Raw genomic sequence first — 15306 nt, forward strand, 5'->3', positions numbered from 1 at the left:
CTCAAACGGCTCATCCGCCAGCTCGACCGCAAGATCCACCTCATCGCCGACCGTCACCCCGTGCACCGGGCGAGACTGCTCAAAGACTGGCTGGCCCGCCACCACGACCGGATCGAGATGCATTTCCTGCCCGGATACTGCCCCGAACTCAACCCCGTCGAACTGCTCAACGGTGACATCAAACATCACGTGACCGCAACGACAAGCCCTCGCACCAAGTCCGAGCTGGCCGCAGCGACACGCACCCACCTGCGCCGTCGCCAGAACCAGCCCGACCACGTGCGTGCCTTGTTCGGCAAGGAAGAAGTCCGCTACGCCGCCGACTAGACACGCCACAATTGCCCTACCCCCCAATAAATAGTGATCTGACCCCTTCGTCTGGACCAAACCCGCCGACGAAAGTCGCCCGCGGAAAAGCCACCCTCGACGGGATCACCAAATCCGCGACACACCACTAGCTCGCAGGCGCGTCGGCGGCACTCGGCCACAGGAGTGCTTGGGCGACGATCACGCGGTCGCCGTTGAAGGTCACCGCCGGGCCTTCGTGCAAGCGGCAGCCGAGCGCGATCGCCTCGCTGACCCGGCGTCGGAAAGGCTCCGCCCAATTCGTCCCGAAGGCGATCGGGCCGGACACCGGCGGCGATTTCGCGCGAAATCGCCGCCCCTCCCCCACGGCGAATGTCGATTTCGCGCGAAATCGCCGCTCTGCGTCCACCGCGTCACGTCGCGTGCGTGCCAACATCCTCAGCCCGAAAGCGCCCCTAGGCAGCTTCGGCCGGTCTGTTCTGGCGGAGGCGCCATTAGCCGGGATCAGCGGTAGAGGTCGCGGGCGATGATGGTGCGTTGGACTTCCGAGGCTCCTTCGTAGATTCGGGGTGCTCGGACCTCTCGGTAGAGGTGTTCCAGCAGGTGTCCTTTGTGGAGCGCTCGGGCTCCGTGGATCTGGACCGCCGCGTCCACCACGTACTGGGCCGTCTCCGTGGCGAAGAGCTTCGCCATCGCCGAGCGCCCGGCCAGGTTCTGCTCGCCCGCGTCGTAGGCCGACGCCGCCGAGTAGACCAGCAGGCGGGCCGCTTCGGTGCGGGTGGCCATCTCCGCCAGCGGGTGCGACACGGCTTGGAGGTCCTTGAGCGTTCCGCCGAAGGCGCGGCGCGCTCCGGCGTGCTCGACCGCCGCGTCCAGGGCCGCTTGCGCCATGCCCACCGCGAAGGCGCCGACGCTGGGGCGGAACAGGTCCAGGGTGCGCATCGCCACCCGGAAGCCCCGATCCTGCTCCCCCAGCAGCTCCGCGCGGTGCACCCGGACCCCGTCGAAGACCAGCCGGCCGATCGGGTGCGGGCTGATCATGTCCAGGTGCTCGCCGGAGAGCCCCGGGCGGTCGGCGGGCACCACGAACGCGCTCACACCCCTGGCACCGGCACCGGCCGTCGTGCGGGCGAACACCGCGTAGAAGTCGGCTTCCGGCGCGTTGGAGATCCAGACCTTCTCCCCGGTCAGCCGCCAGCCGTCGCCGTCCGGCTCGGCGACCAGTTCCAGCGCTGCAGCGTCGGACCCGGCCTCGGGCTCGGTGAGCGCGAACGCCGCGACCGCATCCCCGGCCGCGACAGCCGGAATCCAGCGCCGCACCTGCTCGTCCTGGCCGGACTGCAGGACCGGGTAGCTGCCCAGGCCCTGCAGCGCCAGCGCGGTCTCGGCCTCGGTGCACACTCGCGCCAGCGACTCGCGCAGCAGGCAGAGGTCCAGCGAGGCCGCCTCCCGCGATCCCGCACCGCCGGGGAAGAGCTTGGCCAGCAGGCCCTGCTCCCCCATCGCCTTGATCAGGTCCCGGTTGACCGAGCCGGGCGCGCCGGCCTCGGCCAAGGGGCGCAGCTGTTCCGCGGCGACCCGGCCCACCCGTTCGGCGAACTCGCGCTGCTGCGCGGTGAGTGCGAAGGCGCTCATTGCATCCCTTCCGGTTCTGCGGGGTTCCAGCGCGCGTGGGCGGTGCCCCGGCCGCCGCTGCGGATCAGCTCCAGGCGGGGTTTCGGCCCGTCGGTGCGCCCGGTCTGCGGCTTGCGCCGACCGGCCCGGAACTGCTTCGGCCACGCCGCACCCGGGCCGTCGTAGTCCTGCTCGATCGCCGCATGCAAAGTCCACTGTGGATCGTAGAGATGGGTCCGGCCGACCGCGCACAGATCGGCGCGGCCCGCCAGGATCAGCGAGTTGACGTCGTCGTAGGAGGAGATGGCGCCGACCGCGATCACCGCGATGTCGTGCTCGCGCGCGACCTCGTTGCGGATCCGGTCGGCGAACGGCGTCTGGTAGCTCCGGCCGAACGCCGGGCGCTCGGCCTTGACCACCTGCCCGGTGGAGACGTCGATGCCCGCCGCGCCGTGCTCGGCGAACGCGCGCGCGACGCGCACCGCCTCGTCGGCGTCCACCCCGCCCTCGTGCCAGTCGGTGGCCGAGATCCGCACCGTCATCGGCCGGTCGGCCGGCCACACCTCGCGGACCGCGTCGAAGACCTCCAGCGGGAACCGCAGCCTGCCCGCCAGATCGCCGCCGTAGTCGTCGGTGCGCTGGTTGGCCAGCGGGGAGATGAAGGACGACAGCAGGTAGCCGTGTGCGCAGTGCAGTTCGAGCACGTCGAACCCGGCCCGCGCGGCGGCTTGCGCGGCAGCGACGAACTGCTGCTTGATCTCGGCGAGCTCGGCCGCGGTGAGCTCGCGCGGCGTCTGGTTCGCGGGCGAGTACGGCAGCGGCGAGGGGCCGACGACCTCCCAGTTCCCCTCGTCCAGCGGGTCGTCGATGCCGTCCCACATCAGCTTCGTCGACCCCTTGCGGCCCGAGTGCCCCAGCTGGACGCCGATCTTCGCGGCGGTGTTCCCGTGCACGAAGTCCACCACCCGCCGCCAGGCCGCCTCCTGCTCCGGGGTGCACAGGCAGGCGCAGCCCGGCGTGATCCGCCCCTGCTCGGACACGCACAACATCTCGGTCATCACCAGCCCGGCCCCGCCGAGGGCCTTGCTGCCGAGGTGCACGAGGTGGAAGTCGTCCGGCACGCCATCGACCGCGCTGTACATGTCCATCGGCGAAACGACGACGCGGTTGGGCAGCTCCAGCGGGCCGAGCCGCACCGGCTGGAACATCGGCGGCCGGACCTCGCCCGCGCCGGCGAACCAGGAGTCGATCCCGGCCACGAACTCCGGGTCGCGCAGCCGCAGGTTGTCGTAGGTGACGCGGCGGCTGCGGGTCAGCAGGTTGAAGGCGAACTGCTCGGGATCCTGGTGCACGTACTGGCCGATGTTCTCGAACCACTCCAGGCTGGCCTGCGCCGCTCGCTGCGTGGAGGTCACCACCGCACGCCGCTCCGCTTCGTACGCCTCCAAGGCTTCCTCGACCGAGGGCCGCTCCTGCAGGCAGGCCACCAGCGCCAGCGCATCCTCCATGGCCAGCTTCGTGCCGGAGCCGATGGAGAAGTGCGCGGTGTGCGCGGCATCGCCGAGGAGCACGACGTTGCCGCGCCGCCACGAGTCGCAGCGCACGGTCCGGAAGTTCAGCCACTTCGAGTTGTTGGCGAAGACCTCGTGGCCGGCCAGGGTGTCGGCGAACAGCTCCCGGATCAGCTCGATGGACTTCTCGTCGCTGTCGCCGGGCCTGGTCGAAGCCGAGGCGGCGAAGTCGGCGAATCCGGCGCGCCGCCAGACGTCCTCGTGCATCTCGACGATGAAGGTGCTGGCGTCGCGGCTGTAGGGGTAGCCGTGCAGCTGCATGATGCCGTGCGGCGTGTCCTGGATGACGAACTTGAACGCGTCGAAGACCAGGTCGGTGCCCAGCCAGATGTACTTGCAGCGCCCGGTTTCCACGCCGGGCCGGAAGGCCTCCGGGTATCGCGCGCGCACCGCCGAGTTCGCGCCGTCGGCCGCGACCACCAGGTCGTAGTCGGCGGACAGCCGCTCGACGTCCGGCGCCTCGGCCTGGAAGTGCAGCGCCACGTCCAGTTCGCGGCACCGGTCCTGCAGGATGCGCAGCAGCCGCTTGCGGCTCATCGCGGCGAAGCCGTGGCCGCCGGAGGTGGCCGAGGCGCCCCGGTGGTGCACGTCGATGTCGTCCCACCTGGCGAATTCCCGTTGCATGGCGCGGAAGATCCCGGCGTCGGCGTGCTCGATGCCGCCGAGGGTCTCGTCGGAGAACACCACGCCGAATCCGAAGGTGTCGTCCGGCGCGTTGCGCTCCCACACCGCGATCTCGTGCTCCGGGCCGAGCTGCCGCAGCAGCGCGGAGAAGTACAGACCGCCTGGACCGCCACCGATGACCGCGATGCGCACCGCGGGCTCCTTCCGTCGGTTCCGCTCCCGGCAGCGTATGCCGCATTGCGCACGACCGTCAATTTTACGTAATATCGCTTCCCGTGACGACGAGAAACTGCCTGGTCACCGGAGCCGGTAGGGGCATCGGTCGCGCCATCGCCCAGCGACTTTCCGAGTCCGGCAACCGCGTCGCGCTCACCGCGCGAAGCGCCGGGGAGCTCGCCGAGGCCGCCACACAGCTACCCGGGCCGGCGCTCGACCTGCCCGCCGACCTCGCCGACCCACAGGCCCCGAACCGGGTTTTCGACGCGGTCGAACGCGACTGGGGGCCGGTCGAGGTCTTGGTGCTCAACGCGGGCACCGCGACCTCGGCGCCGCTGACCGCGACGACCGATGAGGACTGGGAACGCGCGCTGCAGATCAACCTGACCGCGCCGTTCCGCTTCCTGCGCCGCGCGGTTCCGCCGATGGTCGAACGCGGCTTCGGCCGGATCGTGGTGATCGCGTCGATGGCCGCCAAGCGCGGCGACCCCTACGTCAGCGCCTACACCGCCAGCAAGCACGGCGTGCTCGGGCTGGTGCGCTCGGCCGCCGCGGAGCTGGCCAGGACGGGTGTCACGGTCAACGCCGTGTGCCCCGGCTTCGTCGACACGCCGATGACCGAACGCACCATCGACAACATCACCGCCAAGACCGGGCGGAGCGCGCAACAGGCCCGCAGCGCGTTGGAGGGCAAGCAACCCATCGGCCGGCTGATCAGCCCGGACGAGGTCGCCGACGTCGTGGAGCTGTGCGTGCGCAACGCCGCGATCAACGGGCAAGGGATCACTGTGGACGGAGGAGCGGTGCAATCATGACCATCGAACGGATCAACCCCGCGGAACTGGCCCGCCCGGCGGGTTTCTCCCACGCCGTGGTGGCCTCGGACTGCCGCCTGGTGTTCCTGGCCGGGCAGACCGCGCTCGACGCCGACGGCAAGATCGCCGGGGACGGCGTCGTCGCGCAGTTCCGGCAGGCGCTGGGCAACCTGCTCACCGCGCTGCGCGCCGCCGGGGGCAGCCCCGAGCAGGTGACCGAGCTGACCGTCTACATCGTGGACGTGGACGACTACCGCGCGCACGCCCGGGAAATCGGCGCGGTGTGGCGCGAACTCGCCGGACGGGACTACCCGGCGATGGCCGGGATCGGCGTGCAGCGCCTCTGGGACGCCGAGGCGCTGGTCGAGATCAAGGGCACCGCCGCGATCCCCGCCGAAGCGGTCAGCGCGCCGTGACGGCGTCGACGTGGTCGTGGGCCTGCCGCTCCAGCAGGGCCTTCAGCTCGAAGAACACCTCCGCGGCCACCGCCCCGTTCCAGTCCTTCGGCAGCAGCTCGGCGGGCAGCCCGGGGTCCAGGTAAGGCAAGCGGCGCCAGTCGGTGAGCACGCGCACGTAGTCGGCGAAGGCCTCCGGCCCGCGCGGCGACCGGCGGCGCCGCCACCGCCGCAGCACCGGCTGGTGCACCCCGATGAACTCGCCGTAGAGCTCCTGCAGCTGCTCCAAGTCCCACCACTGGGCAACCTTGGTCCGCAGATCGCCGAAGGCGAGGTGCTCGGCGTGGAACAGATCCGCGTAACCGGCCAGCTCGTAGCGCTGCAGGACGCTGCTCGCCGCTTCGCGCAGGTCGGCCGGGGCGATCCACACCCCCGGCGCGGCGGTGCCGAAGCCCAGGCGCGTCAGTTGGGTGCGCAGCACGTGCCGCTTCTGCCGTTCGGACTCCGGGACCGAGAACACCGCCAGCACCCACCCATCGGTGAGGGTGGCGCGCTCGCGGCGGAAGATCCGCTCGTCGCCTTCGCGCAGGATCTCCAGCGCGGCACCGGACAGCTCGTAGCCCGCCGCCCCGCCGCGCCGCTCGGCCAGCAGGATGCCGCGCCGCTTCAGCCGCGAGATCGACGAGCGCACCGCGGGCTCGTCGACGCCGAGATCGGCGAGCAGCCGCACCAACGACGCCACCGACAGCCAGCCACCGGCCTCCCGCGCGTACAGGCCGTAGAGGGTGACGATCAGCTGCCTGGGCTGCATGCCGCGGCCGGTCATCTCGCTCACCACGGCATCGCCCACCGATGCGCCATCCGTCACGATGTCCGTCGTCACGTGAACACGATAACAGCGGTCGCGCGGGCCGACTCGATCCACAGTGCCGCACCCGAATTCCCCGCCGTACCGGACGAAATCCCGGCGCATTGGCAACGCCCCGGGCGCGAAGTAGGATCCCGCACGTCGTCGAAGTTCCCGGAATCCGGAGGCGAAGAACGTGGCCGTCCTCGACGAACTGCTGCGGGCGCTGACGTCCGGCCGGATCAGCGTCATCGACCTGACCGCGCCCCTGACGTCCGACGTGCCCGTCCTGCGGCTACCGGAGCCGTTCGCCAACACCATCGGCTTCAGCCTGGAGGAGATCAGCCGGTTCGACGACCGCGGTCCCGCCTGGTACTGGAACAACATCCACACCGGGGAGCACACCGGCACCCACTTCGACGCGCCGGTGCACTGGATCACCGGCCGCGACGGCCTCGACGTCGCCTCGGTCCCGCCCCGGCAGATGATCGGCCCGGCCGCGGTGCTGGACTGCTCCGCGCAAGTCGCCGACGACCCGGACTTCCTGCTGGAGACCGAGCACATCCGCGAGTGGGAATCCGCGCACGGCCCCCTGCCCGAGGGCGGCTGGTTGCTGATGCGGACCGGCTGGGACGCGCGCAGCGGCGATCAGGCGGAGTTCCTCAACGCCGACGACAGCGGCTCGCACACCCCGGGGATCTCGCCGGACTGCGCCCGCTGGCTGGCCGAGGAGAGCGCCCTGATCGGCATCGGCGTGGAGACGGTGGGCACCGACGCCGGGCTGGCGCCCACCTTCGAACCGGCCTTCCCTTGCCACTCGTTGCTGCTCGGCGCCGGCAAGTACGGACTCACCCAGCTGCAGAACCTCGCGCTGCTGCCACCCACCGGAGTGGTACTGATCGCCGCGCCGCTGCCGATCGTCAACGGCTCCGGCAGCCCGACGCGGGTCCTGGCGCTGATCGAGCAGGACTGACCCACCGGTAGGAGGGAACGCGATGAACGTCGCCGAGGTCGTCGGCCGCACGGTGGCCGCGCTGGGTGCCGACCACGTCTTCGGCGTCGTCGGCAGCGGCAACTTCCACGTCACCAACGCGCTGGTCGCCGCGGGTGCGCGGTTCGTGGCCGCCCGCCACGAGGGCGGCGCGGCGACGATGGCCGACGCATATGCGCGCACCAGTGGCCGCCTCGGGGTGCTCTCGGTGCACCAGGGCTGCGGGCTGACCAATGCGCTCACCGGCATCACCGAAGCGGCCAAGAGCCGGACCCCGCTGCTCGTGCTCGCCGCGGAAACGGCCTCCGCCGCCATCCGCTCGAACTTCCGGATCGACCAGGATGCGCTGGCCACCGCCGTCGGCGCCCGCGCGGAGCGGGTGCACGGCGCGGCCACCGCCGTCGACGACGTGGTGCGGGCGTTCCGGCTGGCCACCGAGTGCAGGCGGACCGTGGTGCTGAACCTGCCGCTGGACGTCCAGGCGGCGGAGTTCGACGGCGAGCCGCACGTCCCGCAGCCCCCGGCGCTGAACCCGGTCGCGCCGTCCGCCGCCGCGGTGCGGGAGCTGGCCGACCGGCTGGTCGCCGCGCAACGCCCGGTCTTCATCGCCGGTCGCGGTGCCCGGCACGCCGGCCCCGAGCTGCGGGCGCTGGCCGAGGACTGCGGGGCGCTGCTGGCCACCTCGGCGGTGGCGCGGGGCCTGTTCCACGACGACCCGTGGTCGCTGGACGTCTCCGGCGGTTTCGCCACGCCGCTGACCGCCGAGCTGATCTCCGGTGCGGACCTCATCGTCGGTTGGGGCACCGCGCTGAACATGTGGACCACGCGGCACGGCAACCTGATCGGCCCCGGGTCCGCGCTGGTGCAGGTCGACGTCGAGAGCGAGGCGATCGGCGCGCACCGCCCGGTCGACCTCGGGGTGCTCGGCGACGTCGCCGCGACCGCCGAGGCGGCCCGGGCCGAACTCACCGACCGCGGCACCCGGCTCGCCGGTTACCGCGATCCCGGGGTGCGGGAACGGATCGCGAGCGCCGGTTCCTGGCGCGACGTGGCATTCGCCGACGAGTCCACACCGGACGCCATCGACCCGCGCGCGCTGACCATCGCCCTGGACGCGCTGCTGCCCGAAGAGCGGGTGCTGGCGGTGGATTCCGGCAACTTCATGGGCTACCCGAGCATGTTCCTGCGGGTCCCCGACGAGCAGGGCTTCTGCTTCACCCAGGCCTTCCAGTCCATCGGCCTCGGCCTGGCCACCGCCATCGGCGCCGCGCTGGCCCGCCCGGACCGGCTGCCGGTCGCCGCGCTCGGCGACGGCGGCGCGCTGATGGGCATCGCCGAACTCGAAACGGCGGCCCGGCTGGGACTGCCGATGGTGATCGTGGTCTACAACGACCACGCCTACGGCGCGGAAGTCCACCACTTCGGCCCGGACGGCCACCGGTTGGACACCGTCGAGTTCCCGGACACCGACCTCGCCGCCGCCGCGCGCGGCTTCGGCTGCACCGGGCTCACGGTGCGCTCCGAAGCCGACCTCGCGCCGGTGCGCGACTGGCTGAACGGACCGCGTGCCACGCCGCTGCTGATCGACGCCAAGATCGCCCCGGGCGAAGGCGCCTGGTGGCTCGTCGAAGCATTCCGCGGCCACTGACACCAACTGATTCTTGACGGACGTCAAATAGACGGCATATCGGTTGGTCACCGGGGACCGATGGCTCCTCAACCCAGCGCTCTGCTCCAGCTCGAGCAAATCTCCCGCTATCGGGCGAATCGACCTCCATTGTGCCCAACGCCGTGAGCAGCACGCCACTTCCTGGTATCGGTGACCGTTCCTAAAGACTGAGCATGAGTTGTTCAGGCTCAGCCGCCTGCCCCGACCGGTGGTGGGCACACTGGTTCCCCGCGTTCGCTCCGCATCCGGCGTCGACGCATCGTGTGTGTGGTCCGGTGATGTGAGGTCGGGGTTCCTCACGCCCCGGGATCCCGCGGTCGGACCTGGACGGTCCGATGCCCGCATCCATCGCTCTGGTGGATGCGAGGCGGTGCCGTCCGTCGCCGGATCGGGTATCTGTGCTTCGGATCGACAAGCACCACCAGTCGGCCGTGCTTGCGCCCCATCATGATCAGTTCGTTTTTCGTGGCCGAGATCGCAGCATCAGCCGCTTTCTTGGCCATCGCGGTCTTCGCGAGAAATTTCGGGCGGAAGTCCTCCACCGCGATCGCATCGTGGTCGGTCACCACGCGCATGGCCCATTTACGGGCCGTGTCCTGACGCTGGCGGGCGACCTTCGCGTGCGCTTTCGCGGCCTGGCGTTTGGCTTTGCGATATCCCTGTGAAGCGGGCTTTCCCTTCGCCGGCCGACGCCGGGCCATCATCCGCTGGTAGCGGGCCAGCTTCACCGCCGCGCGCTTGCCGTGCTCGACATGCGGAAGATCGTGGGCAACGGATGTGGTCGTAGCGATCTCGGCCACACCCCAGTCGACGCCGATCACCTGACCGGTTTCCGGCAACGACTGCACCTCGGTCGCGACCACGAACGAGCAATACCAGTGCCCCTGGGCGTCCTGGTACACACGCACCGACGACGGTGCGGAGGGAAGCTCGCGGGACCACACCACCGTGCACACGATGCCACCCGCCAGGTGCAGGCGACCGTCCTTGATCCGGAACCCGCGCAGCGTGTAGTTCAAGCTCGGACGCGCCAGCTCCTTTTTCTTGAACTGCGGCATCCCCACCCGCTGCCGGATCGGCAACCGGGCCTTGACGTCCTTCAACGCCTTGGCGCGGGACTTGGCAAAGTCACGAATGATCTGCTGCTGCGGAACCGAACCGCCAGCACTCAGCCAGTCGTGTTCCCTCCGCCATCCAGTCAGCAGCTTGTCCAGGTGCGCGGGACCGCATTCCTCGCCCGCACGGTGCGCCTGACGGGAGGTGGCCACGCACTGGTTCCATAACCACCGGCACCGATCCCACTCGGCCAGCAGCGCACGCCGGGAGGTCGGCGATAAGCGAAGTCGATAGGCGTACCGAGCGTGCCCGGCCTCCTCGGTCTTCGCTGCCACTGCCATGTGGATCATCACAGCATTTGATTTATGACTACCGACGGCGAATTCCGTACAGGCAGACACGTAGTTTTCCTCATGCATGCTCACTTGGTTTTCGTCACGAAGTACCGGCACCTCGCCTTCACCAACACACACCTGACCCGCATGGAAGAAATCATGCGGGAGGTGTGCGGCGACTTCGAAACCAAACTCGAGGGGTTCAACGGCGAAGCCAACCACGTGCATCTGCTCGTCAGCTTCCCACCCAAGGTCGCGGTGTCGAAACTGGTCAACTCCCTCGATGGAGTATCCTCCCGGTTGTTGCGCAAGGAGTGCGAAGACCTGCGGTTCGCTTACTGGAAAGGTGCCCGGTTGTGGTCGGGCTCGTACTTCGCCGGGTCGGTCAGTGGCACACCGATTTCCGTGGTGCGCCAGTACATCGAACAGCAAGCCCGCCCCGCAGTTTGACCGGTCGACTCAAACACAGAGTCGATTTCCTTCCCCCCGCCGTAAAGAACGGGGCATCCGCGCTACGTTTCTTCCGTGACGGTCTTCGGCGCGGCGGGAATCCCGTTCGCCGCGCTGGTGATGAACTTCGTGGTGCTGACCGCGGCGCTCTCCAGCGCGAACACGAACCTCTACCTGTGCACCAGGATGCTGCACTCCCTCGCCGGGCACGGCTACGCGCCGCGCTGGACCGCCAAGTTGAGCAAGGGCGGCGTGCCGCGCAACGCGCTGCTGCTCAGCGCGGCCGGGCTGCTCGTCGCCACCGCGCTGTCGGCCGCGCAGGGCAACGCCGCGTACCTGGTGCTGTTCGGGTTGTCCATCTTCGGCGCCCTGGCGGTGTGGATCCTCATCCTCGTCACGCACCTGGCGTTCCGGCGAACCCGCGCCGCTGCGGGCCTACCGCTGCCGAAGGTCCGCCTGCGCGGCGCACCGGTCACTGCGATCGCAGCGATCCTGTTCCTGGCGGCGGTCCTGGTGTCCACGGCGTTCATCGACGACCTGGCGGTCGCCTGGTGGGCGGGCGTGCCGTTCTTCATCGTGCTGAGCGCGATCTACTTCGCGGTCGGCCGGAAGTCACGCAGAGGGTCATCCGCGCACCCGGAGCGCAGATGAGTCCCGCGCCGGATGCCTTTACACTGAAGGTGCAGGCAAGTTCTTCTCGTGAGGAGCGGTCATTCCAACCGACGGTTCCACCACGCGAGCAGCCCTGGTGGTCAATGCACGGGCCCGCACGGGCGCCAAGGCATACGTGCGGGCGGTCGAGAACCTGCGCAGCCTGGGCATGCCCCTGCACTCGACCTTTCCGCTGCACGATCCGGCCCGGCTCCCGGAAACCGTGAACTCGGCCGTGGACGCGGGCCACGATCTGATCATCCTCGGTGGCGGTGACGGCAGCGTCAGCTCGGTGGTCGACGTGCTCGCACACCGCGGAGTGCCGTTGGGCCTGCTGCCGCTGGGCACCGCCAACGACTTCGCACGCACCCTGCACATTCCCACGGACCTCGACCACGCGTGCCGCACCATCGCACACGGCAAAGTGGTCGACATCGACCTCGGCCTCTGCGGAAACAACTACTACGTCAACCGCGCATCGGTCGGTCTCGGCGCGGGCGTGGCCGAGGCGATGTCGCCGACGCTGAAGAGATGGACCGGCGTACTGGCATACCCGGTGGCTACTGTCAAGGCACTGCTGCGACACCGACCGTTCTCGGCGCATCTGACGTTCCCCGACGGAGACCACGAGCCGCAGGAACACCACGGATTGCTGCAACTCTCGATCGCCAACGGCCGCTACTTCGGCGGCGGGCAGCTCGCGGCGCACGACGCCGGGATCGACGACGCGACGCTGGACATATCCGTCATGCGGCACGGCAGCCTCCACGACCTGATCGTCGCCGCGCGTGATCTCAAACGCGGTGCGCTCGACAGCGAGCACGTCCGTCACTTCCGCACCAAGCGGGTCGACGTGTCGACCGGACCCGACCTCCCGATCAACGTCGATGGTGAACTCGTCGATAGCACGCCGCAACGCTTCTCGGTCGCGCGCAACGCTCTCCACGTCGTCGTTCCTCGAACCTGGAAGGACGCCAGCAACCCGGACTTCTAGGACGGCGGAAGTCGTTGCCCGGCAGCAGTGATGGCGCGCCGCTTCAATGCCCGTCCAGATCGCGTTCCGCGCAGCCTGGTAGGCCGGATCCGCGGCCGCACCCGCCGAGCGGCCTACCGGATGCCCGGCTGGCCGCTGCCCCCGCTGCTGCTCCTGGCGATGATGGTGGTGGTCGTCTACGAAAACCTGGTCAGCGACCGGATCCTGGTATCGATCACGCTCGCCATCCTCGCGATCGGCTACGCCTACTACTACGGATACATCCAACCCTGCCGAGAAGACCGCTGGACACTACCCGACCCGGCCGACGAGGAGCCCTGATCAGTCCACTTGGGACATGCCGCCGGCATCTCGACTCACCAGCGGTCAGCCAGGTCTGCACGAGATGGAGTCGTCCGGGAGCGGGTTCGGGTCGGCCAGTTGCACCAGCACCGCGCCGGCGAGCAGTACCGCCGCTCCGGCCAGTTGCGTCGGGCTGAGCTCTTGGCCGAGCAGCAGCCAGGCGAGTCCTGCGGCGACCAGCGGTTCCACCAGGGCCAGCACGCTGGCCAGGGCCGAAGGCAGATAGCGCAGCGCCCGCAGCCCGGCCAGGTAGGGCAGCGCGGTGCCGACCACTGCCAGCACCAGCAGTGCCAGCCACACCGGAGCCTGCAGCCCGCCGAGCACCGCGGGGGCGGTGAGCGAGCTCAAGTGCAACGTCCACGGCGCGGCGACCACGGCCACCACCACCGCCCCGATCGCCAGCCCGGCCGCGGTCAGGCCGAACGAGTCGTACCTGCTCGCGCCGCGCTCGCCGAGCAGGAAGTACCCGGCCGAGCAGATCGCCGCGGCCAGCCCGGCGGCGACACCGAGCAGGTCCAACTCGGATCCCTGCCAGATCTCCGCGACCAGGACCAATCCGGCCACGGCCAGCCCGATGCCCAGCCACACCAGCCCCGGCAACCGGGTGCGCCGCACCACCCGCACCCACAGCGCGACCAGCGCGGGAGCCAGGTTGACCAGCACCATCGCCACCCCGACCGGGACCCGGGCCACGGCCAGGAAGAAGAACAGCTGCACCCCGGCGACGCCGAGCAGGCCGTAGCCGAGCAGCAGCCACAGGTCGGCGCGGCGGAACCGCAGCGCCCGCGGCCGCAGCACCGCGACCACCGGCACCAGCAGCACCGCAGCCAGCGCGATCCGCACCGAGGTCACCGCGGCCGGGGACCAGCCCGCCGCCATCACCGCCTTGGCCAGCGGGCCGGAACTCGCGAACAGCACCCACGAGGTCAGGCTCAGACCCGTCGCCCACGCCCGGCCCGGCGCCCGCGCGCTCTCCTCCAGTACGACCACGCCTGCAGTCTGGCCGCACGACGACCACCCCGGCCAGCGGTTTTCCGGCGCACGAGCCCAGGTCTCGACATGCGCCCGGCGCCGACGGCGATTTCGCGCGAAACCGCCATCCCTCCCCCACATGAAGCGCCGGTTTCGCGCGAAAACGTCATCCAGCCCTCACGCAGAGCGCCGGTTTCGCGCGAAAACGACGCCCCGTGTCCCAGACGCCACGCTCCGCACCTGTCCGCGCACGATTCTGAAAAGACCCCCAGGGCCGGTGAAAGTTCAGATCCGCAGCGACGGTCCACACAGGACGTTGATTCAGCGGTCGGCCGCCAGGCGGGCGAGGCGTCGCGGGGTCGGCCAGCGGACGTGGGAGGCCCAGCCGAGCCTTTCGAAGATCCAGATCACCCGGGCCGAGATGTCGATCTCGCCGCGCCGGACCCCGTGCCGGGCGCACGTCGGGTCGGCGTGGTGCAGGTTGTGCCACGACTCCCCCATGCTCAGCACCGCTAGCGGCCAGAAGTTGCCCGCCTTGTCGCGGCTGCGGAACGGGCGATCCCCGACCAGGTGGCAGATCGAGTTCACCGACCACGTCACGTGGTGCAGGAGGGCCACCCGCACCAGCCCGGCCCAGAAGAACGCCGTCGCGGCGCCCCACCAGGTCCCCGTGATCACGCCGCCGCACAGCGCGGGCAGGGCGAACGTCGCCACCGTCAGCGGCCCGAACAACCGGTGCACCAACCGGATGTCGGAGTCGGCCAGCAGGTCGGGCGCGAACCGCCGCTGGTTCGTCAGGTCCCGCTCGAAGATCCAGCCCATGTGCGCGTGCCAGAACCCGCGCGCCAGCGCGGCGGGAGACGTGCCGAACGCCCACGGCGAGTGCGGATCGCCTTCCCTGTCGGCGAAAGCGTGGTGGCGGCGGTGATCGGCCACCCAGTGCAGGATCGGCCCCTGGACCGCCATGCTGCCCGCGACCGCCAGCGCGATGCGCAACCAGCGCTTGGCGCGGAACGCGCCGTGCGTGAAGTAGCGGTGGTAGCCCACCGTCACGCCGAGGATGGTGAACGCGTACCAGCCGGCCGCGAGCAGCGCGTCCCACCAGCGCAGCCCCCACCCCCACGCCAGCGGCACCGCCGCCACCAGCGCCAGGAACGGCAGGAGAATGAATACGTACACCGACAGGTGCGGGGCCAGCGGCCTGCGGCCGGCCAGCAGCGGTTGGGGCGTCGACCCGGACGGTTCGGTGGCGACCATCGCAGCGGGAACCTCGAATCTGCGTCTCAGGAAGTTCTGCCACCACACAACCGGTATCGCGCCCTGAGCACAACGAATCGGCCCGCAAGGATGGGTGAACGTCAGACGAGGGCGCGGTGTCGGTCCCCCGTCAGTCGGCGGGCTCAGGCCTCGATCCCGGCCGCTTTTGAGTAGGCAGCCGAGGTATTCGAAGTGCTGCTC

At 70.1% G+C, this 15306-nt stretch carries 16 protein-coding genes; 9 read left to right on the forward strand and 7 right to left on the reverse strand.

Translation table 11 applies throughout. The features are described from left to right. Positions 1–327: transposase (locus BLW84_RS15800; protein WP_177226496.1), on the forward strand; the 327-nt coding region annotated here is incomplete at its 5' end. A gap of 127 nt (positions 328–454) precedes the next feature. Here BLW84_RS15800 and BLW84_RS15805 read toward each other — a convergent pair. The 3 genes from BLW84_RS15805 to BLW84_RS15815 all read right to left on the reverse strand — a co-directional run bounded on the left by BLW84_RS15805 (position 455) and on the right by BLW84_RS15815 (position 4307). Then, entirely contained in the window at positions 455–715 is a 261-nt protein-coding gene (locus BLW84_RS15805; RefSeq protein WP_143060964.1) for a DUF1737 domain-containing protein, read from the reverse strand. Positions 716–810: 95 nt separating this feature from the next. After that, positions 811–1941 carry an acyl-CoA dehydrogenase family protein gene (locus tag BLW84_RS15810; protein ID WP_093266089.1) on the reverse strand — a complete coding sequence of 377 codons (1131 nt, stop codon included), beginning with the start codon at positions 1939–1941 and terminating at the stop codon, positions 811–813. Further along, positions 1938–4307, reverse strand: coding sequence for a bifunctional salicylyl-CoA 5-hydroxylase/oxidoreductase (locus BLW84_RS15815; protein ID WP_093266091.1), 2370 nt, complete (start codon positions 4305–4307; stop codon positions 1938–1940). Before BLW84_RS15815 ends, BLW84_RS15810 begins: the two co-directional genes overlap by 4 nt. Before the next feature lie 83 nt (positions 4308–4390). Here BLW84_RS15815 and BLW84_RS15820 point away from each other — a divergent pair, with 83 nt between their 5' ends. Beyond that, a complete protein-coding gene (locus BLW84_RS15820; RefSeq protein ID WP_093266093.1) occupies positions 4391–5146 on the forward strand; it encodes an SDR family NAD(P)-dependent oxidoreductase in 756 nt (251 codons plus the stop codon). Next, entirely contained in the window at positions 5143–5562 is a 420-nt protein-coding gene (locus BLW84_RS15825) for a RidA family protein (RefSeq protein ID WP_093266095.1), read from the forward strand. Before BLW84_RS15820 ends, BLW84_RS15825 begins: the two co-directional genes overlap by 4 nt. On the opposite strand, the gene BLW84_RS15830 is transcribed toward BLW84_RS15825, so the two are convergent. Next, the gene (locus BLW84_RS15830) at positions 5549–6367 is read right to left on the reverse strand and encodes a PaaX family transcriptional regulator (RefSeq protein WP_177226508.1); all 819 of its coding nucleotides are present in this window, start codon (positions 6365–6367) and stop codon (positions 5549–5551) included. The two genes, BLW84_RS15825 and BLW84_RS15830, sit on opposite strands and share 14 nt — an antisense overlap. A 217-nt stretch (positions 6368–6584) precedes the next feature. Between BLW84_RS15830 and BLW84_RS15835 the strand changes: the two genes are divergently transcribed. Together BLW84_RS15835 and BLW84_RS15840 are read left to right on the forward strand one after the other, a co-directional pair. After that, entirely contained in the window at positions 6585–7361 is a 777-nt protein-coding gene (locus tag BLW84_RS15835) for a cyclase family protein (protein WP_093266097.1), read from the forward strand. A gap of 22 nt (positions 7362–7383) precedes the next feature. Next, positions 7384–9027: a thiamine pyrophosphate-binding protein gene (locus BLW84_RS15840; protein ID WP_093266098.1), complete on the forward strand. Its 1644-nt coding sequence runs from the start codon at positions 7384–7386 to the stop codon at positions 9025–9027. Between the two features lie 317 nt (positions 9028–9344). On the opposite strand, the gene BLW84_RS15845 is transcribed toward BLW84_RS15840, so the two are convergent. Then, positions 9345–10523, reverse strand: a complete 1179-nt coding sequence (locus BLW84_RS15845; RefSeq protein WP_342743152.1) for an RNA-guided endonuclease InsQ/TnpB family protein — start codon at positions 10521–10523, stop codon at positions 9345–9347. On the opposite strand from BLW84_RS15845, the gene tnpA reads away from it, so the two are divergent. The 4 genes from tnpA to BLW84_RS15865 all read left to right on the forward strand — a co-directional run bounded on the left by tnpA (position 10470) and on the right by BLW84_RS15865 (position 12855). Then, the gene (gene tnpA / locus BLW84_RS15850; protein WP_093266100.1) at positions 10470–10889 is read left to right on the forward strand and encodes an IS200/IS605 family transposase; all 420 of its coding nucleotides are present in this window, start codon (positions 10470–10472) and stop codon (positions 10887–10889) included. The two genes, BLW84_RS15845 and tnpA, sit on opposite strands and share 54 nt — an antisense overlap. Positions 10890–10964: 75 nt before the next feature. Beyond that, positions 10965–11540: an amino acid permease gene (locus tag BLW84_RS15855; RefSeq protein WP_281247407.1), complete on the forward strand. Its 576-nt coding sequence runs from the start codon at positions 10965–10967 to the stop codon at positions 11538–11540. 61 nt (positions 11541–11601) lie between these two features. After that, positions 11602–12534, forward strand: a complete 933-nt coding sequence (locus BLW84_RS15860; RefSeq protein WP_093266101.1) for a lipid kinase — start codon at positions 11602–11604, stop codon at positions 12532–12534. A 30-nt stretch (positions 12535–12564) separates the two neighbouring features. Then, the gene (locus tag BLW84_RS15865) at positions 12565–12855 is read left to right on the forward strand and encodes a hypothetical protein (protein WP_143060965.1); all 291 of its coding nucleotides are present in this window, start codon (positions 12565–12567) and stop codon (positions 12853–12855) included. 45 nt (positions 12856–12900) lie between these two features. On the opposite strand, the gene BLW84_RS15870 is transcribed toward BLW84_RS15865, so the two are convergent. Both BLW84_RS15870 and BLW84_RS15875 read right to left on the reverse strand, forming a co-directional pair. Then, positions 12901–13866 (reverse strand): EamA family transporter, encoded by a 966-nt coding sequence (locus tag BLW84_RS15870; RefSeq protein ID WP_245761173.1) that lies wholly within the window; start codon positions 13864–13866, stop codon positions 12901–12903. A gap of 303 nt (positions 13867–14169) precedes the next feature. Next, a complete protein-coding gene (locus BLW84_RS15875) occupies positions 14170–15105 on the reverse strand; it encodes an acyl-CoA desaturase (RefSeq protein WP_093266105.1) in 936 nt (311 codons plus the stop codon). Positions 15106–15306 lie beyond the last annotated feature (201 nt).

The sequence above is a fragment of the Saccharopolyspora shandongensis genome, from assembly GCF_900106995.1.
GTDB classification, from domain to species: Bacteria; Actinomycetota; Actinomycetes; order Mycobacteriales; family Pseudonocardiaceae; genus Saccharopolyspora; species Saccharopolyspora shandongensis.

Excerpts from the sequence above, each read along its gene's own strand:
- BLW84_RS15810 (WP_093266089.1), bottom strand. The coding sequence starts at position 1,941 with ATGAGCGCCTTCGCACTCACCGCGCAGCAGCGCGAGTTCGCCGAACGG.
- BLW84_RS15825 (WP_093266095.1), top strand. The coding sequence starts at position 5,143 with ATGACCATCGAACGGATCAACCCCGCGGAACTGGCCCGCCCGGCGGGT.
- BLW84_RS15830 (WP_177226508.1), bottom strand. The coding sequence starts at position 6,367 with ATGACCGGCCGCGGCATGCAGCCCAGGCAGCTGATCGTCACCCTCTAC.
- BLW84_RS15840 (WP_093266098.1), top strand. The coding sequence starts at position 7,384 with ATGAACGTCGCCGAGGTCGTCGGCCGCACGGTGGCCGCGCTGGGTGCC.
- tnpA (WP_093266100.1), top strand. The coding sequence starts at position 10,470 with ATGACTACCGACGGCGAATTCCGTACAGGCAGACACGTAGTTTTCCTC.
- BLW84_RS15845 (WP_342743152.1), bottom strand. The coding sequence starts at position 10,523 with ATGCATGAGGAAAACTACGTGTCTGCCTGTACGGAATTCGCCGTCGGT.
- BLW84_RS15865 (WP_143060965.1), top strand. The coding sequence starts at position 12,565 with ATGGCGCGCCGCTTCAATGCCCGTCCAGATCGCGTTCCGCGCAGCCTG.
- BLW84_RS15875 (WP_093266105.1), bottom strand. The coding sequence starts at position 15,105 with ATGGTCGCCACCGAACCGTCCGGGTCGACGCCCCAACCGCTGCTGGCC.